The sequence below is a fragment of the Sphingomonas melonis DAPP-PG 224 genome (genome assembly GCF_000379045.1).
GTDB lineage: Bacteria > Pseudomonadota > Alphaproteobacteria > Sphingomonadales > Sphingomonadaceae > Sphingomonas > Sphingomonas aquatilis.
The window spans coordinates 1,751,877-1,775,084 of the sequence record NZ_KB900605.1 but is presented as its reverse complement, the minus strand read 5'-3'; the positions used below and the strand labels follow the sequence as shown (position 1 = coordinate 1,775,084).

At 68.9% G+C, this 23,208-nt stretch carries 18 protein-coding genes; all 18 read right to left on the bottom strand.

From position 1 onward, the window contains the following. Nucleotides 1-39 precede the first annotated feature (39 nt). Nucleotides 40-759, bottom strand: coding sequence for an SPOR domain-containing protein (locus SPHME3_RS0108585; RefSeq protein WP_017979570.1), 720 nt, complete (start codon nt 757-759; stop codon nt 40-42). Next, the gene (gene argS / locus SPHME3_RS0108580) at nt 759-2,486 is read right to left on the bottom strand and encodes an arginine--tRNA ligase (protein ID WP_017979571.1); all 1,728 of its coding nucleotides are present in this window, start codon (nt 2,484-2,486) and stop codon (nt 759-761) included. Before argS ends, SPHME3_RS0108585 begins: the two co-directional genes overlap by 1 nt. A gap of 267 nt (nt 2,487-2,753) precedes the next feature. Continuing rightward, nucleotides 2,754-3,902: a DUF1501 domain-containing protein gene (locus tag SPHME3_RS0108575; protein WP_017979572.1), complete on the bottom strand. Its 1,149-nt coding sequence runs from the start codon at nt 3,900-3,902 to the stop codon at nt 2,754-2,756. Between the two features lie 4 nt (nt 3,903-3,906). Then, complete coding sequence (locus SPHME3_RS0108570) at nt 3,907-5,421, bottom strand: DUF1800 domain-containing protein (RefSeq protein ID WP_024310408.1); 1,515 nt, start codon at nt 5,419-5,421, stop codon at nt 3,907-3,909. Between the two features lie 191 nt (nt 5,422-5,612). Then, nucleotides 5,613-6,779, bottom strand: a complete 1,167-nt coding sequence (locus tag SPHME3_RS0108565; RefSeq protein ID WP_017979574.1) for a deoxyguanosinetriphosphate triphosphohydrolase — start codon at nt 6,777-6,779, stop codon at nt 5,613-5,615. 10 nt (nt 6,780-6,789) lie between these two features. Continuing rightward, the gene (locus SPHME3_RS0108560) at nt 6,790-8,808 is read right to left on the bottom strand and encodes a tetratricopeptide repeat protein (RefSeq protein ID WP_017979575.1); all 2,019 of its coding nucleotides are present in this window, start codon (nt 8,806-8,808) and stop codon (nt 6,790-6,792) included. Nucleotides 8,809-9,360: 552 nt separating this feature from the next. Beyond that, nucleotides 9,361-10,887, bottom strand: a complete 1,527-nt coding sequence (ftsZ, locus tag SPHME3_RS0108555) for a cell division protein FtsZ (RefSeq protein ID WP_017979576.1) — start codon at nt 10,885-10,887, stop codon at nt 9,361-9,363. Between the two features lie 113 nt (nt 10,888-11,000). Beyond that, nucleotides 11,001-12,263, bottom strand: a complete 1,263-nt coding sequence (gene ftsA / locus SPHME3_RS0108550; protein ID WP_017979577.1) for a cell division protein FtsA — start codon at nt 12,261-12,263, stop codon at nt 11,001-11,003. Further along, nucleotides 12,263-13,231, bottom strand: coding sequence for a cell division protein FtsQ/DivIB (locus tag SPHME3_RS0108545; RefSeq protein WP_017979578.1), 969 nt, complete (start codon nt 13,229-13,231; stop codon nt 12,263-12,265). Before SPHME3_RS0108545 ends, ftsA begins: the two co-directional genes overlap by 1 nt. Next, on the bottom strand, nt 13,228-14,160 hold the full coding sequence (locus SPHME3_RS0108540; RefSeq protein WP_017979579.1) for a D-alanine--D-alanine ligase: 933 nt from the start codon (nt 14,158-14,160) through the stop codon (nt 13,228-13,230). Before SPHME3_RS0108540 ends, SPHME3_RS0108545 begins: the two co-directional genes overlap by 4 nt. Nucleotides 14,161-14,317: 157 nt before the next feature. Continuing rightward, entirely contained in the window at nt 14,318-15,199 is an 882-nt protein-coding gene (gene murB / locus SPHME3_RS0108535) for a UDP-N-acetylmuramate dehydrogenase (protein ID WP_017979580.1), read from the bottom strand. Between the two features lie 5 nt (nt 15,200-15,204). Next, nucleotides 15,205-15,405 (bottom strand): hypothetical protein, encoded by a 201-nt coding sequence (locus SPHME3_RS0108530; protein WP_024310406.1) that lies wholly within the window; start codon nt 15,403-15,405, stop codon nt 15,205-15,207. Continuing rightward, on the bottom strand, nt 15,402-16,817 hold the full coding sequence (gene murC, locus SPHME3_RS0108525; protein WP_024310405.1) for a UDP-N-acetylmuramate--L-alanine ligase: 1,416 nt from the start codon (nt 16,815-16,817) through the stop codon (nt 15,402-15,404). Before murC ends, SPHME3_RS0108530 begins: the two co-directional genes overlap by 4 nt. Further along, nucleotides 16,817-17,974, bottom strand: coding sequence for an undecaprenyldiphospho-muramoylpentapeptide beta-N-acetylglucosaminyltransferase (gene murG / locus SPHME3_RS0108520; RefSeq protein ID WP_017979583.1), 1,158 nt, complete (start codon nt 17,972-17,974; stop codon nt 16,817-16,819). Before murG ends, murC begins: the two co-directional genes overlap by 1 nt. Next, a complete protein-coding gene (locus SPHME3_RS0108515; protein WP_020486562.1) occupies nt 17,959-19,176 on the bottom strand; it encodes an FtsW/RodA/SpoVE family cell cycle protein in 1,218 nt (405 codons plus the stop codon). The genes murG and SPHME3_RS0108515 overlap by 16 nt, the downstream gene beginning before the upstream one ends. 11 nt (nt 19,177-19,187) lie before the next feature. Beyond that, the gene (murD, locus tag SPHME3_RS0108510; protein ID WP_018250675.1) at nt 19,188-20,480 is read right to left on the bottom strand and encodes a UDP-N-acetylmuramoyl-L-alanine--D-glutamate ligase; all 1,293 of its coding nucleotides are present in this window, start codon (nt 20,478-20,480) and stop codon (nt 19,188-19,190) included. 157 nt (nt 20,481-20,637) lie between these two features. Continuing rightward, a complete protein-coding gene (gene mraY, locus SPHME3_RS0108505; RefSeq protein WP_017979586.1) occupies nt 20,638-21,708 on the bottom strand; it encodes a phospho-N-acetylmuramoyl-pentapeptide-transferase in 1,071 nt (356 codons plus the stop codon). After that, nucleotides 21,709-23,118 carry a UDP-N-acetylmuramoyl-tripeptide--D-alanyl-D-alanine ligase gene (locus SPHME3_RS0108500; protein ID WP_017979587.1) on the bottom strand — a complete coding sequence of 470 codons (1,410 nt, stop codon included), beginning with the start codon at nt 23,116-23,118 and terminating at the stop codon, nt 21,709-21,711. Between the last annotated feature and the right edge of the window lie 90 nt (nt 23,119-23,208).

Genomic DNA, 23,208 nt, shown 5'->3' with positions numbered 1-23,208 from the left:
CGCCGCCAATATGCGAGCGCCGCGCCACCGCATCACGCCTCAGCTGGCGACGAAGCAGCTTTCGCCGGCCACACGCAGGCGGCCGCAGATGTCCGCCGCCTGGTTGGCGCTGCCCGCGTTGACGCGCAGGCGGTACAGCGTGCGGCCGCCGATCGCGACCGACTGGACCGACTTGCCGAGCGGCGCGAGATAGCTGAACCGCTTCGAAAAACCGGTCCATGCCGTGTTCGCCGCCGCCTCGCTGGGATAGGCGCCGAGCTGGACCAGCGAGCCGCTGGCCGCCGGGCCCGCCGCCGCGCTGCGCTGCGCGCTGACCGGCTGTGCCGCGACGAGGCGACCGCCCGAGGCCGGCACCTGCGCCACCGCATTGGCACCGCCCGTACCGCTGGGCTTTGCGGTCGGCGCGACGCGATGGCCGTCGATCGGCTTCTCCGGCACCGCGCTCAAGTCGATCGAACCGTTGCCCGCCTTGCCGGCGCTGGTCGCGATGGCGGCATTGCCCTCGCCCTTCACCTTCAAGCCGCCGGGATCGTCGGGCTTGACCTTATAGTCACCCTCCTGCGCGGCGATCAGATCGCCGTCGGGGGTGGCGCGGTTCTGAAGCTTGTAGATGCCGAAGATGATCGCGGCGAGTACGGCCAGGCCCAGTACAACCAATGCGAGCACCTTGCCGATCGGCGCGCCGCGCTCCTCGTCCGGCTCGACCGTTTCGAGCCAGGGCAGCCGCTCCTCGTCGCGCAGGTCCAGACCGTCCGTCATCACTTCATCTCCGAAACCGCGACAACACCCATGATGCTGAGGCCATTACGAATAATCTGTGCGACGGCGCTCGCCAAGGCGAGACGCGCACGCGTGGCATCATGATCCTCGACCACCAGGAAACGCCGCTCCGGACGATCGTTACCGACGTTCCACAGGGCATGGAACGCAGCAGCTAAGTCATACAGATAAAACGCAATTCTGTGCGGCTCGCGTGCCGTCGCGGCGGTTTCCACGATACGCGGAAATTGCGCCGCCAGCTTCACCAGCGCCAGCTCTTCCGTATCAAGCCGGGACAGGTCGGCACCCTCGGCCGCGATCCCCGCTTCCTCGGCACGGCGGTGGAGCGAGGCGACGCGGGCGTGGGCGTATTGGACGTAGAAGACCGGATTGTCCTTTGACGCTTCGACCACCTTGGCGAAATCGAAGTCCATCTGCGCGTCCGACCGGCGGGTCAGCATCGTGAAGCGGACGACGTCCTTGCCGACTTCGCGCACGACGTCGGCGAGAGTCACGAAATTGCCCGCGCGCTTCGACATCTTCACCGGCTCGCCGCCGCGCAGCAGGCGGACCATCTGGACGAGCTTGACGTCGAAGCGCGTCTTGCCCTCGGTCAGCGCGGCGACGGCGGCCTGGATACGCTTGACGGTGCCGGCGTGATCGGCGCCCCAGATGTCGATCAGCTGGTCGGCGGACTGGCTCTTCTGGAAATGATAGGCGAGGTCAGCGCCAAAATAGGTCCACTGACCGTTCGACTTCTTGATCGGGCGATCCTGATCGTCGCCGAATTGCGTCGAGCGGAACAGCGGCAGCTCGACAGGCTCCCAATCCTCGGGCGTTTCGCCCTTGGGGGCTTCGAGCACGCCGTCGTAGACGAGGCCATGCTCGCGCAGCCACTTCTCGGCGGCTTCGGGCTTGCCCGCCGCCTGCAACTCCGCCTCCGACGAGAACAGGTCGTGGTGGATGCCGAGGAGGGCGAGATCGTCCTTGATCATGACCAGCATCGCCGCGACCGCGCGGGCGCGGAACAGCGCGAGCCATTCGCCTTCCGGCGCCGTCGCATAGCGGTCGCCAAATTCGTCGGCGAGCGCCTTGCCGACCGGGACCAGATAGTCGCCCGGATAGAGGCCTTCGGGGATCGCGCCGACGTCTTCGCCCAGCGCCTCGCGGTAGCGCAGGTGCGCCGAGCGGGCGAGCACATCGACCTGGCCGCCGGCGTCGTTGACGTAATATTCGCGGATCACATCGTGCCCGGCGAATTCGAGCAGGCTGGCGAGCGCATCGCCGACCACCGCGCCGCGGCAATGGCCCATGTGCATCGGGCCAGTCGGGTTGGCCGAGACATATTCGACGTTGACGCGCACGCCCTTGCCGCTGGTCGAGCGGCCGTAATCGTCGCCCGCCGCCGCGATCTGGGTCAGTTCGTCGCGCCACGCCGCATCCGTCAGGCGCAGGTTGATGAAGCCGGGGCCTGCGACGGTTGCTTCCGCCACTTCGTCCAGCGTGCCAAGTTCGGCCGCCAGCGCTTCGGCGAGGGCGCGGGGGTTGGTCTTGGCGGGCTTGGCAAGCACCATCGCCGCGTTGGTGGCGAGGTCGCCATGCGTCACGTCGCGCGGGGGCTCGACCGTCACGTTGCGGCGGTCGAGATCGGCGGGCAGCGTGCCGGCGGCGACCAGGGTATCGAGGGCCGCGGCGACATGCGCGGCAAAGCGGGTGTAAAGCGTCATGAGCGTCCGTTCGGCGAAAGCGCCGCGCTCTACCGCAAGACGGGGGTGGGTTCAAATCGCCCGAAGATAGACACCATGAACACCTTGAGCGAAACGATCCGGGGTTATCGTTTCCGTTTGCGAGACAGTGAGAACGAGCCGTGTGAGACCATAGCCTGCGCTGGGGTGACGGTGTGGGCGATGAAGCACAAACTTGCCCTGCGGCACAGAGCCGCTCGATTAAACTTCGTACTCAGCGGGTTACGCCACACACCCGCCAACACTCGATCAGACGCGCAGCAATCCGCCGATCGCCGCGGTGCGCTGGCTGGCCGGGAAGAGCGCGGTCATCGCGCGGGAGGGGTCGACGGCGAAATGGTCCGCCACCGCGCCGCCGATCAGCGCATCGAGCTGCGTGGTCGGTTTCAGGTCACGCGCTTCGTACAGGTTGGCGGTGGCGAGGCCGGGCCAGTCGGCGAGGACGCGGCCGCCCTTCACCGCGCCACCGAACAGCATCGTAGCGGTGCCGGTGCCATGATCGGTGCCGCCGGTGCCGTTGACCGCGACGGTACGGCCGAATTCGGTCGCAACGAGGACCAACGTGTCATCCCACACCGGTCCAAGTCCCGTCTGGAGCGCGGCGAGCATCGCATCGAGGCCCTTCAACTGCTGCGCCAGCCGGCCACGCTGACCGGCGTGCGTATCCCAGCCGCCGGTTTCGATCGTCGCAATCCGAGCCCCATTGGCGGGGGCGAGCAGCCGCGCGGCGAGTGCGCCGGTGGCGGCGGCGTTGCGGCCATTATCCTTGGCCAGATCGTCGGTCAGCTCGCGCGTCTGAATCGCCTCGCCCCAAAGACGGTGGAGCTGGTCGTCGCCGCGATAGAGCTGCGTCACCCGCGCCATCAGGTCACCCGAAGCATCGGGCAGCGACGAGGGCGCGTAACTGGCCACCTCGCGCGCGCCGCGCAGCGCCATCGGCACGGTGGCAGCGACGGCGATCGCCTTGGCATCGTCGGTCGGCACGATCCCGAGCAGCCGGTTCATCCAGCCGTCCTTCAGCTGGTAGGCGCCGGTGCCGCCCGTCTCAAGCACGTTCTGCCCGTCGAAATGCGACCGATCACGGTAGGGCGAGGCGACGGCGTGCGCGAACAACGCCTGCCCCTTGCCGTACAGCGCCGCCGCCGTCGTCATCGCCGGGTGGAGCGCGAACATCGCGTCGAGCTTCGTACCGTTGGCGACATCGGCGGCGAGATCGCCGCGCGCGCCGACGAAGGCCGGATCGCCGACTGCGCCGATCGTGCCCAGGCCGTCGGCGGCGCCGCGCTGGATGATGAAGACGAAGCGCTTGGCCGTCGCCGCCTTGGCGAAGGCGATGCGGGGGGCGAAGGTGCCGAGCAGGCCAAGGCCGCTGCGGGCGAGGAAGGCACGACGGTCCATGGGATTACCTCCGCATCATTTCGGGCGAGACGAGCAGCAGCGCGAGCGCCTGCGTCGGGCTTTCGGCACGGGACAGCGCCTGAGCGGTCATAGGGGTCAGCGCGGCGGGAAACAGCTGCGGCGCCAGCGCGCGCGCGTCGATCGAGGGCGGCGCCTTAGACGCGAAGCGCTGTGCCGCCTCCACCCGGCGCAGCACCGCGTCGGGGGCCGCCCAACTGGCGGCGGTGTCGTCGTAACCGATCGGCTGACCCGGCTTCCACATCGGCTGGCCCAATTGGTCGAGCAGGCCCTGCATCGCCTTCGCCGGCACCTCCGTAGCCCCGAGCGCGCGATAACTGGAGACGCTCCATTCCCATGGTGTCTTGAACTTGGCGGGCGCCGCAACCCAGGCTTCGGGCGAAGCGATCAGTGCGCGATAGACCGTAGGCAGATCGCCGCGCGACGACAGGAACGCTTTTTCTAGCCGCGCGACCATTGCGGGGGGCGGATTATCACCGGCGAAATGGCGGGCGAGCTTGGTCGCGATATGGCCTGCGGTCGCGGGATGCACCGACAAATCGGTCAGGACCGCGGAGGCCTGCGCCTCGCCGTCCTGCCCGTACGCCTTGCCCATGATCGTGCGCGTGCCCGGTTGATGCACCTGCGGCACGAAGGCGAAGTTACCCACCGGCCGATCGGCGACGAAGCGCGCCGCCGGGCCGCCGCCGATCCCGCCGACCGTCCAGCCGGTCATCGCGCGGGCGAATTCGGTCACGTCCGCCTGGGTATAGCCGGTGCGCACGCCGAGCGTGTGCAGCTCCATGATCTCGCGGGCGAGGTTTTCGTTGAGGCCGGAGCGGCGGCGGCCCTTGGCGCGCAGCCCAAGCGGGCTGTCGGGGCCGATCGACACCGCCTGATCGAGGTAGATCAGCATCGCCGGATGCCGCTCGACGGCGAACAGCATGTCGGCGAAGCGGCCCATGACGTGCGGGCGGATCGCCTCATTCTCCAGCGTGCCGGCGAGGCCGATCAGTTCGAGCTTGTCGGCCGAAGTGGCGAAATGGTTCGACCAGAAATGCACCAGCCGTTCGGCGAAGGGCGTCGGCGTGGTGAGCGCGGAGGCGGTGCGCAGGCCGACGAGGTTGGTGTAATCGTCCTGCGCGAGCCGCCGGGCATCCTGTCGCGCGACCTGCTGCGCGCTGCGTTTTTCCTGCGCGGGCGATGGGGGTGCCATGACGGTGGCCGCCATGTTGGACGTCATCGGCGTAATCGTCGACGCGGGTGGTGGTGTCACGACCGCCGCCGGAGCGGGAACGCCCTGCCTGGCCATTGCGGCTTGCCGAATGGCCCGCTGTTCGGCTTGATAAGCGGCGATATCCTCCGCCACCGCGGCGCTGGTCGGGGCGGTGGCCAGCACGGGCGTGGCGGGTTGATAGGCGTCGATCTGGTCGAGCAGCCACCGTTTGGGATTGCCGGGCGGCTCCTGCCCCCGCGTGGCCCCCAGGCCAAACCGGTTCATTGCTACGGCAGCGTCCGACATCACGACTCACTCCACCTCGTAAGAGTGGGCATAATCGAGGTTTGTCGCAGAAGTATGCCGGTGGGACGGGCAATGGGACGTCACCCCAGCGCAGGCGCAGGCTGGGGTCCTTCGCGGCTCTTGCATCGTGCCATGCCAGCCAGCGCTGGGATGACGCGTCTAGATGACGGATGGGGTGGCTGCACCTTGCCTCAGAACCCTTCGGGCAGGTCGATGTCGCCGACCAGTTCGCGGTAGCGCGCGATGGCGTAGCGGTCGGTCATGCCGGCGATGAAGTCGGCGATGTGGCGGCTGCGGGCGGGCTCTTCCGCCGGCACGTCGGCGGCCCATTCGGGACTCATCGTCGCGGGATCGTCGCGATAGGCGGCGAACAGGCCGCGGACGATACCATGCGCGGCATCCGCCGCCGCGAGCTGGCGCGGGTGGTGATAAAGGTTGGCGTACATGAAGCGTTTGAGGTCGCGCTCCTCCTCGCGCATCGCAGGCGAGAAGCCACACAGCGCCTGGCCCGCTGCGCGCACGTCATCGACGGTGGCGACGCCCGACGCGGAGATGCGCCGGCGCGTTTCCTCGATCAGGTCGTTGACCATCATGCCGATCTGGCTGCGCACCAGCTCATGCGCCAGCCGGCGCGGCGTGATGTCGGGGAAGCGCGCACGCGCCGCATCCCAGCCGCGCGCGACGATCGGCACCGCGAGCAGCTGGTCGAGCGTCAGCAGCCCGGCGCGCAGGCCGTCGTCGATGTCGTGGTTGTCGTAAGCGATATCGTCGGCGATCGCGGCGACCTGCGCCTCCAGGCTGGCGTGGCTGGTCAGGTCGAGCGAGAAGGCGTCGTCCGCCTCGCGCAGCGCCCAGCCGGGATGGCGGACCGGGCCGTTGTGCTTGGCCAGCCCCTCCAGCATCTCCCACGTCAGGTTGAGGCCGTCGAAGCGTGGATAGGGCCGTTCGATATGCGTCAACGTGCGCAGCGTGTGGCCGTTGTGGTCGAAGCCGCCCGCGTCGGCGAGCGCCGCCTTCAGCGCATCCTCACCGGCATGGCCGAAGGGCGGGTGGCCGATGTCATGTGCGAGGCATAGCGCCTCGGTCAGATCCTCGTTGAGGCCGAGCACGCGCGCGATCGTGCGGCCGATCTGCGCGACCTCCAGGCTGTGCGTCAGGCGGACGCGGAAATGATCGCCGTCGGGGGCCATGAACACCTGCGTCTTGTGGCGCAGGCGGCGGAAGCTGATCGAATGGATAATACGGTCGCGGTCGCGCTGGAAATCGTCGCGGGGGCCGCGCGCCGTCCCCTCCCCTTCGGGATGGAGGCGGCCACGGCTGGTGGCGGGATGGGAAGCCCAGGGGGCGATGGCGGTCATGCCGCCGGCCTTACTTTGCCGACAGCCGCTCCACCACCTGTCCCGCGTCGCTGGTGAAGGTAAAGGCGCCGATCCCCTGCTTGGTCAGCTGGTTGACGAAGCTGCGCGCCTCCGCATCGGTCTTGAACGGGCCGGTCAGCACGCGGTTGGTAGCGCGCAGCGGCGTCTTCCACCCGCTCTTGCCGGCGAGCGCGGGTGCCTTTGCCTTGGCCGCCGCCCAAGCCTTGGGCAGATCGTCCTCGTTCGCGCCGCCCGCCACCTGTACCCAGATCCGCGAGGGATTGGCGCGGGCGAGTTTCTTCGCCTCGGCGGCTTCCTTGGCCTCGGCGAGTTTCTTCTCGGCCGCTTCCTTCTTGGCGGCGGCGGCTTTCTCGTCGGCGAGCTTCTTCGCGGCGAGCGCCTTCTTGTCGGCCAGCGCCTTGCGATCGGCGGCGCGCTTGTCGGCGGCGGCCTTCAGCGCGAGCGCCTTTTCGGCGGCGGCGTCGCGTTCCTCCTTGGCCTTCGCCTCGGCGAGCACGCGGGCGGCGGTGTCGTCGGCGGTGGCGGGAGCGGGCGTGGCGCGGACCGGCTCGGTCACGCCCAATTCGGACGCCGGGATCGACAGGCTGGCGACGATGCGCGCGAGCACCGAATCGCTGTCGGGCTTGGCCGGGGGTACGGACACGATGGGTGTCGCGGTCGCGACCTCGGCCGGGCGGGTCGCGGGGAGCGGCTGCACGACCGCGGTCGCTGGCGTGGATGCCACCGTCGTGCTGACGGCGGCTGGCTTGGTGGGCGTTGCCGTGGCGGGCGTTGGCGCGACTGCCGCCGCCGTGACGACGGGCTGTTGCGGCGTGACGGTGGCGGCCGCCGGGTTCGCCGTAGCCGGCGCGGGCGTGACCACCGGGCGCGTGATCGCGCTGGCGATCGCGACATTCGCGGCGGACGCGGTGGTCGGGGTCGCCACTGCGGGCGCGCGCGACGGCAAGGGCTGCACCATCGCCGTCGTACTCGCCTGCGTGACGGGGGCGGGACTGGTGGCGGCGTGCACCGGCTGGACGCGCGCGAGGGCCGCGGTCACCGCTTGATAGGACGGAGCGCCCGCGGGCGTGGCGACGGGCGGCGTGTTGGCCGCCAGCGCGACCGTCGGCTGCTTCGTCTCGCGCGTAATCCGGCCGCGACGCGCTTCGCGACCCGTGGGACGCGTCGGCGTCTGGACCGCGGCCAGTGCCACCGGCGGCCGCTCGGGCGCCAGCTGCGGCAGGACGGGCGCGAGGCGGGCGTCGGCGATCCGTTCTGGCGAAGTGTGAACCTCACCGAAATGGACGGCGAAGGCGCGATCGGCAGGCGACAGCGCCGGCAGGCGCTGGAAGAAAGGCAGCAGCCCCTGCGCCATGCCCTGCGGCAGCATCGTGGTGACAATCTTTTCCGCGCCGGGCTGGTCGCCGGTCATCGCCAGCACGAAAGCGCGCGTCCGCCATGCGCTGCGATCCTGCTTGCGGACCAAGGGATCGAGCAGCTGCAAGGCCGCGTCGCGCTGGCCGACGATGCCGAGCGACAAAGCGTAACGCTGGATGACCTCGTCATTCGCGCCGGCCTGCATCGCCAGCCGATAATCGCGCTGCGCCCGCTCCGGCTGGCCGATCAGATCGTAGGCGAGGCCGCGATCGCCGGCATAACGGCGCACGTCATATCCCGCCGCCTCGGCCTGCGCGAAATAGCGCAACGCCTCGCCGGGCCGTTCCGACCGGACCAGGATCGCGCCCTCCCCCGCCTTGATGCGGGGATCGTTCGGCGAGACCTTTTCGGCGCGCGCATACAGCGACGCCGCGCCGCTGAGGTCGCCCAGCGACAGCGACAGGTCCGCCGCGGCGACCAGCGCGTTCAGATCGCGGGGATTGGCAGCGAGCGCCCGCATCTGCTCGGCGAGCCGATCCGCGTCGGTGGTGCCGGGCAGCGGCTGCACGACCTCCTGCGCCGGAGATGCGGCCTGGACGGATGCCAGCAGCAGGGCCGCGGACGCCAACAAAGCGGGGACGATGACACGCATGAGATACCATCACGCTAAAGCCGGAACCGGCTGAACCGGCAATGTCCGGCGCCCGGCGGCGCGGTGAAGCGAGACGCGCCGGCGACGAATGCGGCTTAGGTGGTCAGGAATGGGACGCGGTGGCGGTGAGGAAGGGGCGCGCTTGGAATCGGCATTGCCTGAGACCTACGCACCGCCGGTTGGTGGGGGCAGCGGCGTTGACCCCAAGTACCACGTCACCCCGGAACAAGTCCGGGGTGACGAACGACGTGGGACAAGCGGTCCCTGCCAATCGGTCACGGGGCGTTAGGAGGTGGGCAGTCCGGACGATGCCCTTGCTCTCGCCCGCCGGTGGCGTGCATGATTGATGGAGCGGGTCGGAAGCCCTGCGAACCGTCAGTTTGGGAACCGGCGCGGCTTGCCCCAAGTACCACGTCACCCCGGACTTGGTCCGGGGCCCACTGCACGGCGAGGGGATGGCTGGAGGCGCCAGCGTTACCCCTGCGGCCCGGTGGACCCCGGAACGAGTCCGGGGTGACGGGTTGGATGGGGCGAGCGGTCGCCCCAATCCGATTACTGGTTGTTCTGGCGGTGCAGGAAGCGCGGCAGGTCGAGCGGCTCCTTCGAATCGCCTTCGCTGTCGTCGCGCGCCGGGCCGCGGGCGGCGTTCGACATGCGTTCGAACAGCGTGCCGCCCAGCTTCACGCGCGGCTGCGGGGCGGCGTCCGCGGGGGCGGCGTCGCTGCCGGGCGCGATCCACGAGCGGCGGCCGGCGGGGGCCTGAGCCGGCGCGGCAGGCTCTTCGCCGTAGGTCTTGGGCGTCGGCGGGACCATCGTTTCAGCGCCCAGCACTAGCTCGTCGTCCGCGGCGGCAGGCGCGGAGGGCTGCACCGCCTGCGTCGGCTGCAGATCGAGCGGCGCAGGCTGCGGCACAGGCTGGGCGGCCGGCGGCGCGGTGAACGACACCGACGGCGACGGCGAGGCAGCCGGGGCGGGCGCGGGTTCCGGCGCGCTCACCGGCGTCGACGCGGTCGCGCTGGGACGGAACGAGGTGCTGTCGTCGGTCTTGCGGCCCATGCCGAAGCTGAACGACTTGGTCGGCTCGGTCGCCGGCGCGGCGAGGCCGGGCTTGGCGTCCGAATCGATGCCGGTCGCGACGACCGACACGCGGATGCGGCCTTCGAGTTCGGGGTTGAACGCCGAGCCCCAGATGATGTTCGCGTCGGGATCGACTAGATCGCGGATGTGGTTCGCCGCTTCGTCGACCTCGAGCAGGCGCATGTCGTCGCCACCCGTAATCGAGATGATTACGCCTTTGGCTCCCTGCATGCTGACGCCGTCGAGGAGCGGATTGGCGATCGCCTTTTGCGCCGCCTCGAGCGCGCGATTGTCGCCGGACGCTTCGCCGGTGCCCATCATCGCCTTGCCCATTTCCTGCATCACGCTGCGGACGTCGGCGAAGTCGAGGTTGATGAGGCCGGGCATGACCATGAGGTCGGTGATGCCGCGCACGCCCTGCTGCAGCACCTCGTCCGCCATCTCGAACGCTTCCTTGAAGGTCGTGTTCGCGTTGGCGATCAGGAAGAGGTTCTGGTTGGGGATGACGATCAGCGTGTCGACATACTTCTGCAGTTCCTCGATGCCGCCATCGGCGCTCTTGGCGCGACGGTTGCCTTCGAAGCTGAACGGCTTGGTGACGACGCCGACGGTCAGGATGCCCATGTCGCGCGCGGCCTTGGCGATGACGGGCGCGGCGCCAGTGCCGGTGCCGCCGCCCATGCCGGCGGCGATGAAGCACATGTGTGCGCCTTCCAGACGCTTGGCGAGATCGTCGATCGTCTCTTCGGCAGCGGCACGGCCGATTTCGGGCCGCGAGCCGGCGCCCAACCCTTGCGTGATCTTCGCACCCAGCTGGATGCGTTGCGGCGCGATCGACGACTTCAGCGCCTGCGCGTCGGTGTTCGCGACCAGGAAGTCGACGCCCTGCACGTCGGCACGCATCATGTTGGCGATGGCGTTGCCACCCGCGCCGCCCACGCCGATCACGGCGATACGGGGGGTCAGTTCGTCGACCTCGGGAGTGATGAATTCGATGCTCATGGCCTAAACTTTCTCCGCCCCTGTCCGGAATTGCGCGCCGGGACCCTGATTAACCTTTTGCCTCAACGATTCACGCTCTTCCATAGGAAAACAGCGCGAAAGGTCATCGGCGCTTAATAATTTGCCCGTGCCGCCTGAATCAGCTTGCGAACCATGCCCATGCCACGCTGGCGATGAACGGTGGTTTGCTGGGGTGCCACCCCGCGCAGGTCGATCGGATCGGACGCTGCGTAGAAGGCAAGGCCCGCCAATGTCGCGAACGCGGGCCCACCATGCGCCTCCGGCAGCGCGGTCAGCCCGCGCGGCCGGCCGATACGTACCGAACGGCCGAGCGCCTGCTGCGCATAATCGGCGATGCCCTTCAGCTCCGCACCGCCGCCGGTCAGCACGACCTGCCGCCCCACGGGCCCTTCGAACTTGAGCTGGGCGAGCGACTTGCGGATTTCGTCCATCTGATGCTCCAGCCGCTGGCGGACGACGCCGATCAGCTGCGCCTTGGTGATCTGCATGCCGCCATGCACATCGTCCTCGGCGGCGATCGGCATCACCGGGATCATCTCGTGATTGTCGCGTGGGCTAGCATTGGCCGATCCGTGGAAGCACTTCATCCGCTCGGCCTGCGCGCGGCGGGTGCCAAAGGCGCTGGCGATATCGTCGGTGATGTCCTGCCCACCCATCGGGATCGAGCAGAGGCCGACGAGCATGCCGCCCGCGAACAGCGAGACGTTGGTGATCCCCGCCCCCATTTCGACCAGCGCGACACCCAGCTCGCGCTCTTCGTCGCTGAGGCAGGCGAGACCGGTCGCGACTGGCGCGGCGATGATCGACTTCACTTCCAGATGCGCCGAGCGAACGCACAAGTCGAGGTTGCGCACCGGCGAGCCATCTGCGGCGACGACGTGGATGTGGACGCCGAGGCGATCGGCGTGGAGCCCCAGCGGCTTCTTCACCCCGGTGAGCCCGTCGAGCGTGTAGAGCGCGGGCTGCGCGTGCAGCACCATCCGCCCCTGCGGGTCGATCGAATTGCGCCCGGCCGCGAGCAAGGCGTCGATATCCTGCTGTTCGACGCGATGGCCGCCCAGTTCGAACTCGACCTCGGCGACGTCGCTGACGAGGCCGCCGGCGGAGAAGCCGACCCAGACGTTTTCGATGTTGATGCCGGCGATGCGTTCGGCCTGCTCGACCGCCTCGCGCACCGCGGCTTCGGTGGCGCCCATGTCGGCGATATAGCCGCGCTTGACGCCGCGGCTTTCGCGCTGGCCGGTGCCGAGCACGATCAATTCGCCGCCGTCACCCTTTTGCGCGATCATCGCCGACACCTTGGACGAGCCGATGTCGAGCGCGGTGATGAGTCCTTCCGGTGCTACTTTCGCCATTATCCCTCGGCCCCCGTGTGCGCGTCTGCCGCGTGTCGATCGCCGGTGTTTCCCGCACCGGTATCGGTCTGTGTACCCGCCGGTGCCGCGATCTCACTGGGATCGGGCACGTCATGCGCCATGCTGGCGCCGGGCTTGCGCGCGACGAGCTTGCTCGGATCGCGCATGTCGAACCGCATCCAGCCGCGCCCCAAAAGGGGCCGCGCGCCGTCGAGTTCGGCGAATTTGAGCAAGGCTGCGGGCGCGCCGTCTTCGGGCAGCGCCAGCGTCTCGCCGCTGTCGAAGGTCAGGTCCCAGCGGCGGTTGCCGATCCAGGTCGCCGCCTTGACGCGGGGCTTGAGCGCAGGGGCCGCGGCGAGCAGCGCCTGATAGCCTGCCTCCTGCCGGTCCGCGCCGGGGCCGATCACCAGCGGCAAATCGGGGATCGCATCCGGCTTCACCGGTTCCAGCAGCACGCCGTCCTTGTCGATCAGCGTCAGCTGGCCATTGTCCTGCCACACCGCGGCGGGGCTACGCTCGACGATGTCGATCAGCAGCGTGTCGGGCAGCCGGCGCGAGACGTGCGCGTCGGCGATCCAGCCGTAGCGCAGCAGCTTCTGGCGCACTGCCTCCAGATCGACGAGCGGCATCGCGCGGCTCTGCTGGTCGAGCGCGACGGCATAGACGCTCATCCGGTCCATGCGCTTGAGGCCGGTGACCTCGATCTGCTCGACGCGGAAGCCCGCCTGCCCCGCGCCTTCGGCGATGGCGGTGCCGATCATGCCGGGAATGCCGATCCAGGTTAGCGCGGCGAGCGCCACGGCGATGCCGCCGCCGGTGATCGTCCACGTCGCCGCCTTGCGGATCGTCTCCTCGCTGACCGGCAGCGCGGCGATCGCACGCTCGAACAGCCCGACCTTGCGGACGGGCTGTTTGCGCCGGGCAGCGGGGCGCTTGGGCGGCGGGCCGCGCTTGATCGTGCGGCTCATCCCGCAGCAGCTTTCGCGTCGGCGAGCGCCTCGTCCACGATCGCCTGGACGAGCTGTTCGTAGCTCATTCCGATGTGGCGCGCCTGTTCGGGGACGAGGCTCAAGGGCGTCATGCCGGGCTGCGTGTTGACCTCGAGCAGGAACAGGCCGTCGACGCCGCGCTCGTCGTCCCAGCGGAAGTCGGAGCGGCTGGCGCCCTTGCACCCCAACAGGCGATGCGCCTCCAGTGCGAGCCGCTTGCAGGCGTCCGCAATCTCGTCGGGGATGTCGGCAGGGCAGACGTGTTCGGTCAGGCCATCGGTATATTTGGCGTCGAAATCGTACCAGCCGGTCTTGGGCTTCAATTCGGTGACGCCCAGCGCGCGTTCGCCCAGCACCGCGGTCGTCAGCTCGCGGCCGCGGACATAGGGTTCGGCGAGAAGTTCGTCGAACTCGGCCCAAGGTCCCGCCACGTCGCGGCCGATCGGATTGCCGTAATTGCCGTCATCGGTGACGATCGCGACGCCGACCGACGAACCTTCGTTGATGGGTTTGAGGACATAGGGGCGCTGCAGCGGATCGCGTTCGTGGATGTCGGCGGACTTGACGATCCGGCCGCCTGGCATGGGGATGCCGGCGGGGACGAGCACCTGCTTGGTCAGCACCTTGTCGATCGCGATGACCGACGTGGCGAGGCCCGAATGGGTATAGGGGATGCCCATCAGGTCGAGCATGCCCTGCACGCTGCCGTCCTCGCCGGGCGAGCCGTGCAGCGCGTTGAAGACGAGATCGGGCTGCGCCGCGGCAAGGCGCGCGGCGACGTCGCGGCCCATATCGATCCGGGTGACGCGGTGGCCGTTCGCCTCGAGCGCATCGGCGCAACCCTTGCCCGACAGGAGCGATACGGGGCGTTCGGCGGACCAGCCGCCCATGAGAACCGCGATGTGCATCAATTCCTCCCCCGCAAGGGGGAGGTGGCATGCGCAGCATGACGCAGGGGGAGGACACGGAACAGCGGAGAGGACACTGCCGTCCTCCCCCTCCACCACTCGGCTGACGCCGAGCGGTCCCCCTCCCCCTGGCGGGGGAGGAACTGGATCACGCCGCTCACGCCGCCACTCCCACGCGCTGAATTTCCCATTCCAACGTCACGCCCGACTGCGCCTTCACCTTGTCCCGCACCTCTTCGCCCAGACCTTCGATATCGGCGCTGCTGGCCGAGCCGAGGTTGAGCAGGAAATTACAATGTTTCTCAGATACCTGAGCGTCACCGCGCCGCAAGCCCCGGCAGCCGGCGGCGTCGACCAGCGCCCAGGCCTTGTGCCCATCGGGGTTCTTGAATGTCGAGCCGCCGGTCTTCGACCGCAGCGGCTGCGATGCCTCGCGCGCGGCGGCGATGCGATCCATTTCCGCCTGAATCACGGCCGGCTCGGCGGGCGCGCCGCGGAAGGTCGCGGATACGACGACCGCGCCGTCGGGCAGCGCGCTGTGGCGATAGGTGTAGCCGAGGTCCGCGAGGCCGAGCGTCACGCGTTCGCCAGAGCGCAGCACGACATCAGCCTCGACCAGCACGTCCTTGACCTCACGGCCGTAGGCGCCGCCGTTCATCCGCACGAAGCCGCCGACCGTGCCGGGGATCGAGCGCAGGAATTCGACGCCGCCGATGCCCGCATCGCGCGCGGTCGAAGACACGAGGATGCCGCTCGCTCCCCCGCCACAGCGGAGGGAGACGTCGTCGAGCCGCTCGACTTGCGCGAAGGCCTTGCCGAGCCGCACCACGACGCCCGGCACGCCACCGTCGCGGACGATCAGGTTCGATCCCAGCCCCAGCGCCATCACCGGCACCGCCGGGTCGAGCGCGGCGAGGAACGCGGACAGATCGTCCGCGTCCTTCGGTTCGAATAGCCATTGGGCATTGCCCCCCGCCTTGAACCAGACGAGCGGCGCCAGCGCGGCGCCCTCCGTCAGGCGCCCGCGGACCGGGGGCATTGCTTTCACCAAGGCCCGACGCCCCAGAGTCGCGTCCACGCCTGGAAGGCGGCGAGGTTCGCCTCGGCCGCCTTGCGCGTCGCCTCCTGGGCCTCGACCATCGCAGCGCCGGCGTCGACCGCGTGACCACCGGCCTCCAGCGCCTGGCGCTGCGCGTCGAGCATCTGCTTCTGGAGCTTCAGGCCTGCATCGAACCAGTCGGTCATCGCCGCGCTCCGATCGCGGCGGCGAGGCCCGCCGCCCATTTGGTGATGTCGCCCGCACCCAGGCAGACGACCATGTCGTTGGGCTGCACGGTCGCGGCGAGTTCGTCGGCGAGCGCATCGGCATCGGCAACGGTCGCGGCGGAGCGGTGGCCGCGACGCTTCAATCCCTCGACCAACGCCTGCGCGTCGACGCCCTCGACCGGCGCTTCGCCCGCAGCATAGACTGGAGTCACGAGCACGCGATCGGCGTCGTTGAACGCGGTCTGGAACTCTTCCATCAGGCTACCCAGGCGCGAATAGCGGTGCGGCTGGACGACCGCGATGACGCGGCCCTCGGCGCCCTCGCGGGCGGCGGCGAGCACGGCGCGGATTTCGACCGGGTGGTGACCGTAATCGTCGATGATCGTGACGTTGCCGTCCTCCATCGCCACCTCGCCGACGTGCGTGAAGCGGCGCTTGACGCCCCCGAACGCGGAAAAGCCACGCTGGATCGTCTCGTCGGGAATGCCGAGCTCCAGCGCCACGCCGATCGCGGCGAGCGCGTTCTGGACGTTGTGGCGGCCGGGCATCGGCAGCTCGATATTCTCGATCGAGCGGCTGGTGCCGTCCCGCTCGCGCACGATGCATTCGAAGCGGTTGCCGCCCGGCACCGGGGTGACGTTGACGCCGCGGACGTCGGCCTGCGCCGAGAACCCATAGGTCACGACGCGCCGGTCCCGGACGCGCGGCAGGATGTTCTGCACCTCCGGGTGGTCAAGGCACAGAAGCGCCGCGCCGTAGAAGGGGACGTTTTCGACGAACTCGACGAACGCGTCCTTCACGCCATCGAAGTTGCCGTAATGGTCGAGGTGTTCGGGATCGATGTTGGTGACGACCGCGATCGTACCGTCGAGGCGCAGGAAGCTGCCGTCGCTCTCGTCGGCCTCGACGACCATCCAGTCGCTCGCGCCGAGGCGTGCGTTGCTGCCGTAGCTGTTGATGATGCCGCCGTTGATGACGGTGGGGTCGACGCCGCCCGCATCGAGCAGCGCCGCGACCATGCTGGTCGTCGTCGTCTTGCCATGCGTGCCCGCGACCGCGACGGTCGACTTGAGGCGCATCAGTTCGGCGAGCATTTCCGCGCGGCGGACGACGGGGATGCGCCGTTCCAGCGCCGCCTCAACCTCCGGATTGGTGCGGGTGATCGCGGTGGAAGTGACGACGACGGCGGCGTCCGCGACGTTCTCGGCAGCGTGGCCGATCGTGACGGCGATGCCCTTGTCGCGCAGGCCCTGCACGACATAGCCCTCGGCAACGTCGGAGCCCTGCACGGTATAGCCGAGGTTCTTCATCACCTCGGCGATGCCGGACATGCCGATACCGCCGATGCCGACGAAGTGGATCGGGCCGATGTCGGTCGCGACGCCCCTAATCATGCGGTCACCGCCTTGGGCTTGGTCGGCACGCCGACGGGGAGGCGCGACAGCGGGGCGTCGAGGCTTTCGACCAGATCGGCGAGGTCGCTGACCGCGGTCGGGCGGCCGACGCTCTTCGCGCGCGCGGCGGCGTTTTCCAGTGCCGCGGGGTCGAGGCCCAGTTTCTGCATCTGCTTGGCTAGCTCCACGGCGGTGAATTCGGGCTGCGGGATGGTGCGCGCGCCGCCCGCCTTGGTGATCTCGCGCGCGTTCGCGGTCTGATGGTCGTCGGTGGCGCCGGGCAAAGGCACGAGGATGGCGGGCCGACCCGCCGCGGTCAATTCCGCGATCGTCGAGGCACCGGCGCGGGCGATGACGAGGTGCGCCCAGGCCAGTTGCTCAGGCATGTCGGGCAGATAGGTGGCGAGTTCGGCCGGGATCTGATGCTCGGCATATTGCGCGCGCACCGCGTCGATATCCTCGATCCGCGCCTGATGCGTCACCTGCAGGCGGCGGCGGAAGGTGACGGGCAGCATGGCGAGGCCGTCGGGCACCACCTGGCTGAGGATGCTCGCCCCCTGGCTGCCGCCGGTGACGAGGACGCGGAAGATGCCGTCCTCTTCCAGCAGCGGATAGGGTTTCGCGCGCAGTGCCAGCACCGCGTCGCGGACCGGATTGCCGACGAGATGGACCTTGTATTCGTGCTTCGCCGCCAGCCGTTCGGTCGTCTTGTACGAGGTCGCGATCGCATCCACCTTGCCCGCGACGACGCGGTTGACGCGGCCGAGGACGGCGTTCTGTTCGTGGACGGCAGTCGGGATCTTCTCCGCGAACGCCGCGAGCAGCGCGGGGAACGCGGGATAGCCGCCGAAGCCGATCACCGCGGCGGGCTTGAACGTGCGGTACAATTCGCGCGCCATCGCCCGGCCGCGCAGCATCTCGCGCACCGCGCTCGCCCAGCCCTGCGGCTTCTTCACCTGGAAGCGGCCGGCGGGCAGGACGTGCGTCTGGACGTTGTCGAATAGGCCGGGAAAGCGCACGCCGCGCGCGTCGCTGACCAGCGCGACGCGATGGCCGCGCCGGGTCAGCTCCTCCGCCAGCGCCGCGGCGGGGACCATGTGACCGCCCGTGCCACCGGCTGCCAGGACGTAATGCTTGCTCAATTCGAACCCCATCTCACCACATACGGGCTGCGCGTCAGGAACGGATTGCGCCGGGTGAAGGCAAGCAGCAACCCCATGCCGATCGACAGCGCGATCATCGACGACCCGCCATAGCTGATGAACGGCAGCGTCATACCCTTGGACGGCGCGAGGCCCGTGTTGACCGCCATCGATACCAACGCCTGCGCGCCGAACTGCACGGCGAGGCCGCTGGCGGCGAGCAGCTTGAATTCGTCCTGTTCGTCCAGCAGCTTGACGAACACGCGCACGACGATCGCCAGGAAGACGAGCGCGATGATCGCGCAGGCGATCAGGCCGAATTCTTCGCCGATCACCGAATAGATATAATCGGTATGCGCTTCGGGCAGACCGAACTTCACGGTGCCGCCGCCGGGGCCGGTGCCGGTCCAGCCGCCGCTGGTGATCGTCGCATGCGCGGCATTGGTCTGGAAGTGATCGCTCGCGCCCTCCCCCTCGACGCTCGGGAACAGGAAGGCGTCGATGCGGTTGCGGGCGGTGCTGTAGAACATGTAGGCGCAGACGAGGCCGACCGGCACCATCGCGATAATCCCGCCCAGCACGCGCATCGGCGTGCCGGCGATCATCAGCAGCGCCATCCATACGGTGCAGAAGATCACCGTCTGCCCGAAGTCGGGCTGCATCATCAGCAGCAGCGCGATCAGCCCGGTCATCGCGCCGGTGATGAGCACGGTGGGCAGCGTCGGGTCCTTCGCCTTCAGCGACAGCAGCCAGGCGACCGTGACGATGAAGAGCGGTTTCAGAAACTCGGACGGCTGGAACGAGGCGAAGCCATAGCCGATCCAGCGCCGTGCGCCGTTGATGCTGTTGCCGACGAAGGGCGTAAGCGCGAGGCACACGATCAGCACCGCAGCGCCGATCAGCGCGAGCCGCCGCGCGAGCGGCACCGGCAGCATCGACACGCCGAACAGCACGGGCAGCGAAATGCCGACCCAGATCAGCTGGCGCCAGAAGTAATAGAGCGCGGTGAATTTGTGATGTTCGCCCGAATAGCGAACCGCGGTCGCGGGGCTCGCTGCCGCCACCGCCACCAGCCCGATCGCGATCAGGAACAGGGTGAGCAGCAGGAGCATCCGGTCGATGTCCCAGAACCAGGTGCCGAGCGGCGATCGGTCGCCGCGGCCGCCGGAGCGCTTCACCTTGGCGATCAGGGTGTCGCGCTTGTCGTCGGTCATGCTGGCGCCCGTCATGCTAGAGCCTCGACAGCCGCGCGGAACGCAGCGCCCCGCGCCTCGTAATCGCGGAACTGGTCGAAACTAGCACAGGCCGGCGACAACAGCACGACCTCTCCGGGCTGAGCCGCAGCGGCGGCGGCGCGGACGGCGGTGGCGAGGTCGCCGCTGCGTTCGACGTGGGGGAGTTTTGGCGTCAGGATGTCGGCGAACAGCTCGGCCGCCTCGCCGATCGTATAGGCCGCGACGACGTGGCTGAGGTACGGCGCGCAGGCGTCGAGATCGTCGCCCTTGCGCTTGCCGCCGACGATCCAGTGGATGCGCTCGAATGCGCCGAGCGCGGGCGCGGTGCTTTCGGGGTTGGTGGCCTTGCTGTCGTCGATGAAGGCGACGCCGTTGCGCTCGGCGACGCGCTCCATGCGGTGGGGCAGGCCGGTGAAGGTTTCGAGCGCTGCGGACAGTTCGCCGGCGGGCACGTCGAGCCTCGCCGCGACGATACGTGCGGCGGCGACGTTCTGCGCATTGTGTGGACCGCGCAATGCGGGTCCGAACACCGCGCCGTTGTATTCGGCGGTCGACACTTCGATCAGATCACCCTGATCGCGAAGCGCGATGGCAATGTTCCGCGTGGCGTCGTCGTCGATGCCAACAACCGCGAGATGACCCGCTGATTGCATCTCGAACAGCCGCGCCTTGGACGCCGCATAGCCCTCGAAGCCATCATAGCGGTCGAGGTGATCGGGCGTGATGTTGAGCAGCACCGCGACGTCGCAGTCGAGCGTCTGCGTCAGGTCGATCTGGTAGCTCGACAGTTCGAGCACGTAGACGCCGCCGTCCGGCAGCGGGTCCTGTTCCAGGATCGGCAGGCCGATGTTGCCGCCCATCAGTGTGGGCACGCCTGCGGTCTTGAGGATATGATGGACCAGCGCGGTCGTGGTCGACTTACCGTTGGTGCCGGTGATGCCGACGACCTTGTGCGGCGGCAGTTCGGCGCGGGCCTGGGCGAACAGTTCGATGTCGCCGATCACCGGCACGCCCGCCGCGCGCGCCTGCGCGACCAGCGGATGGGTGTTGAGCGGCACGCCGGGCGAGACGACCAGCCCGGCCGCGCCCGTGAGGTCGAGGGCGGCGGGATCGTGGACAATGACGCCGTCGATCGCTTGCGCCCGTTCGCGCGCGGTGGGGTCGCTGTCCCAGGCGACGACGTACGCTCCGGCGGCGGCGAGCGCGCGAACGGCCGCCATGCCGGAACGGGCGAGGCCGAGGACGGCGTAGCGTTGGACCTTCCAGGCGGTGGAGAGGATCATGCAGCGTTTGCCCAAATCGATCCGTCACCCCGGACTTGGTCCGGGGTCCACTTTTCGGCGAGGGGGATGGCTAGAGGCGCACAACGCCCCCATGTGGCCCGGTGGACCCCGGACCAAGTCCGGGGTGACGGTGTGTTTGGGGCGACCGGCATCGTCCTCACCGCAGCTTCAGCGTGGACAGGCCGGCAAGCGCCAGCACCAGGCTGATGATCCAGAAACGAATGACGACGGTCGGCTCGCTCCAGCCTAATTGTTCGAAATGATGGTGGATCGGCGCCATGCGGAACACGCGCTTGCCGGTGCGCTTGTAGAAGAACACCTGGATGATGACCGACAGCGCCTCGACGACGAACAGGCCGCCGATGATGCCCAGCACGATCTCGTGGTGCGCGACGACCGCGATCGTCCCGAGCGCGCCGCCCAATGCGAGGCTGCCGGTATCGCCCATGAACACCGCAGCGGGCGGTGCGTTGAACCACAGGAAGGCGAGTCCGGCGCCGACCACCGCGCCGCAGAAGATCGCGAGCTCGCCCGCGCCGGGGACGTGCGGGATGCCCAGATACGTGGCGAACTTCACGTTGCCCGCCAGATACACGATCAGCATGAACGCCACGCTGGCGATGATGACCGGCATCGTCGCCAGGCCGTCGAGCCCGTCGGTCAGGTTCACCGCATTGCCGAAGGCGACGATCGTGAAGGCGGCGAACAGCGGGAAGGCATAGCCGAGGTCGAGGTACAGCCGGTCGGTGAACGGCAGATACAGGTGCGGGCCGTTCTGCTGCATGATGATCCACGAGGCGATGCCGGCGATTGCGAATTCGAGCAGCAGCCGCGTCTTACCCGAGACGCCGGCGGTGCTCGCCTTTCGCACCTTGTCGTAATCGTCGAGGAAGCCGATCGCCCCGAAGCCGAGCGTCACGAACAGGCACGCCCAGACATAGGGGTTGCTGAGGTCCATCCAGATCAGGATCGCGAGCGCCATGCTGGTCAGGATCATCAGTCCGCCCATCGTCGGCGTGCCCCGCTTGGCGAGGTGCGTCTGCGGGCCGTCGGCACGGATCGGCTGCCCCTTGCCCTGGCGGACGCGCAGCCAGCCGATGAAGCGCGGCCCGATGATCAGGCCGATGAACAGCGCGGTCGCCACCGCCGCGCCCGTCCGGAAGGACTGGTAGCGGATAAGGTTCAGCAGCCCGGTGAAGCCCAGGTGCTCGGCGATCCAGTACAGCATTTACGTTCCGCCCCCCATGCGATCTGCGATCGCAACACCTGCCTCCAGCCCCGCGACCAGGCGCGACAGGCCGACACCATTAGACCCTTTGACGAGTACCGCGTCTCCTGCCCGGACCAGGTTCTTCAGCCGGTCGAGCGCCGTCGCAGCATCCGGCACATGCATGATGTCGACGCGTCCCTCAAGGGCCTGTGCCAGCGGCGCCATCGCTTCGCCGACGAGCAGCGCCGTTTCGACGCGCGCGGCCAGGATCGGTTCGGCGAGGGCGGCGTGATAGGTGGCGGAATCGTCGCCGAGCTCGCGCATCTCACCCAGCACCGCGACGTGCCGGCCTGGCTCTTCGGCCAGCACCGCCAGCGTCGCGCGCATCGAGGCGGGGTTGGCGTTGTAGCTTTCGTCGATGACCAGCATCTCGCCTTCACCCACACGCGCCGTGACGCGGAGGCCGCGCCCGGCAAGGCCGCCCATCTCGGCGAGCGCGAGGCCGGCACGGGCGAGGTCGGCGCCGGCGGCATCGACCGCCGCCAGCACGGCCAGCGCGTTCGACACCCAGTGCATGCCCGGCTGCGACAGGGTGAACGACAATTCGCGGGCGCCGACCTTCGCGGTGACGAACGACCCGCCCGAGGGCAGACGCATCGCCTCGACCGCATGGACGTCGGCGCCCTTGGTCAGACCGAAGGTGACGGTGCGCGCGGCATAGGGGGCGGCGGCCGCCATCAGCCGGTCGCGGTGCGGGCTGTCATAGGGGACGATGGCGATGCCGCCGGGTGATCCGTCAGACGCCTCAAGACCCTGGAAGATCTCGCCCTTGGCATCGGCGATGGCGCTTTCGTCGGCGAAGAATTCGGTATGGGCAGGCGCGATGGCGGTGACGATCGCGATGTGCGGACGCACCAGGCGCGTAAGCTGGGACAGCTCGCCCGCGTGGTTCATGCCCATTTCGAACACGCCGACCTTCGTGTCGCGCGGCATGCGGGCGAGGCTGAGCGGCACGCCGGTGTGGTTGTTGTAACTCTTGACCGAGCGATGCACCGCGCCGGTCAGCGAGCGGTCGAGCGCGGCGAACAGCGCCTCCTTGGCGCTGGTCTTCCCCACCGAGCCGGTGACGCCGATCACCGTGCCGCTCATGCGGGCGCGGGCGGCACGACCGAGGTCATTCAGGGCCGCGAAGGTATCGGCGACGCGGACGTGCGGATGGGGCGTGTCGGCGGATACGATCGCGCCGGCGGCCCCTTGCGCGAAGGCCTGATCGAGGAAGCGGTGGCCGTCGGTGCTGTCGCCGGTGAGCGCGATAAACAGGTCGCCGGGACCGACCTCACGGCTGTCGAACGCGACGCCGGTGACGGCGAAGTCGGTCAAGGCGGTGCCCGAGGTGGCAGCGGCGATTTCGGCGGCCGTCCAGAGCATCAGATCCTCCCCAAGCGCGCTTGGGGAGGGGGACCAGCGAAGCTGGTGGAGGGGCGGCGGGCGCAGGCCGCCGTCTGCGACGGCGCCCCC

Coding starts and splice junctions, on each gene's coding strand:
- SPHME3_RS0108585 (WP_017979570.1), bottom strand. CDS start 759: ATGACGGACGGTCTGGACCTGCGCGACGAGGAGCGGCTGCCCTGGCTC.
- argS (WP_017979571.1), bottom strand. CDS start 2,486: ATGACGCTTTACACCCGCTTTGCCGCGCATGTCGCCGCGGCCCTCGAT.
- SPHME3_RS0108575 (WP_017979572.1), bottom strand. CDS start 3,902: ATGGACCGTCGTGCCTTCCTCGCCCGCAGCGGCCTTGGCCTGCTCGGC.
- SPHME3_RS0108570 (WP_024310408.1), bottom strand. CDS start 5,421: ATGTCGGACGCTGCCGTAGCAATGAACCGGTTTGGCCTGGGGGCCACG.
- SPHME3_RS0108565 (WP_017979574.1), bottom strand. CDS start 6,779: ATGACCGCCATCGCCCCCTGGGCTTCCCATCCCGCCACCAGCCGTGGC.
- SPHME3_RS0108560 (WP_017979575.1), bottom strand. CDS start 8,808: ATGCGTGTCATCGTCCCCGCTTTGTTGGCGTCCGCGGCCCTGCTGCTG.
- ftsZ (WP_017979576.1), bottom strand. CDS start 10,887: ATGAGCATCGAATTCATCACTCCCGAGGTCGACGAACTGACCCCCCGT.
- ftsA (WP_017979577.1), bottom strand. CDS start 12,263: ATGGCGAAAGTAGCACCGGAAGGACTCATCACCGCGCTCGACATCGGC.
- SPHME3_RS0108545 (WP_017979578.1), bottom strand. CDS start 13,231: ATGAGCCGCACGATCAAGCGCGGCCCGCCGCCCAAGCGCCCCGCTGCC.
- SPHME3_RS0108540 (WP_017979579.1), bottom strand. CDS start 14,160: ATGCACATCGCGGTTCTCATGGGCGGCTGGTCCGCCGAACGCCCCGTA.
- murB (WP_017979580.1), bottom strand. CDS start 15,199: ATGCCCCCGGTCCGCGGGCGCCTGACGGAGGGCGCCGCGCTGGCGCCG.
- SPHME3_RS0108530 (WP_024310406.1), bottom strand. CDS start 15,405: ATGACCGACTGGTTCGATGCAGGCCTGAAGCTCCAGAAGCAGATGCTC.
- murG (WP_017979583.1), bottom strand. CDS start 17,974: ATGGGGTTCGAATTGAGCAAGCATTACGTCCTGGCAGCCGGTGGCACG.
- SPHME3_RS0108515 (WP_020486562.1), bottom strand. CDS start 19,176: ATGACCGACGACAAGCGCGACACCCTGATCGCCAAGGTGAAGCGCTCC.
- murD (WP_018250675.1), bottom strand. CDS start 20,480: ATGATCCTCTCCACCGCCTGGAAGGTCCAACGCTACGCCGTCCTCGGC.
- mraY (WP_017979586.1), bottom strand. CDS start 21,708: ATGCTGTACTGGATCGCCGAGCACCTGGGCTTCACCGGGCTGCTGAAC.
- SPHME3_RS0108500 (WP_017979587.1), bottom strand. CDS start 23,118: ATGCTCTGGACGGCCGCCGAAATCGCCGCTGCCACCTCGGGCACCGCC.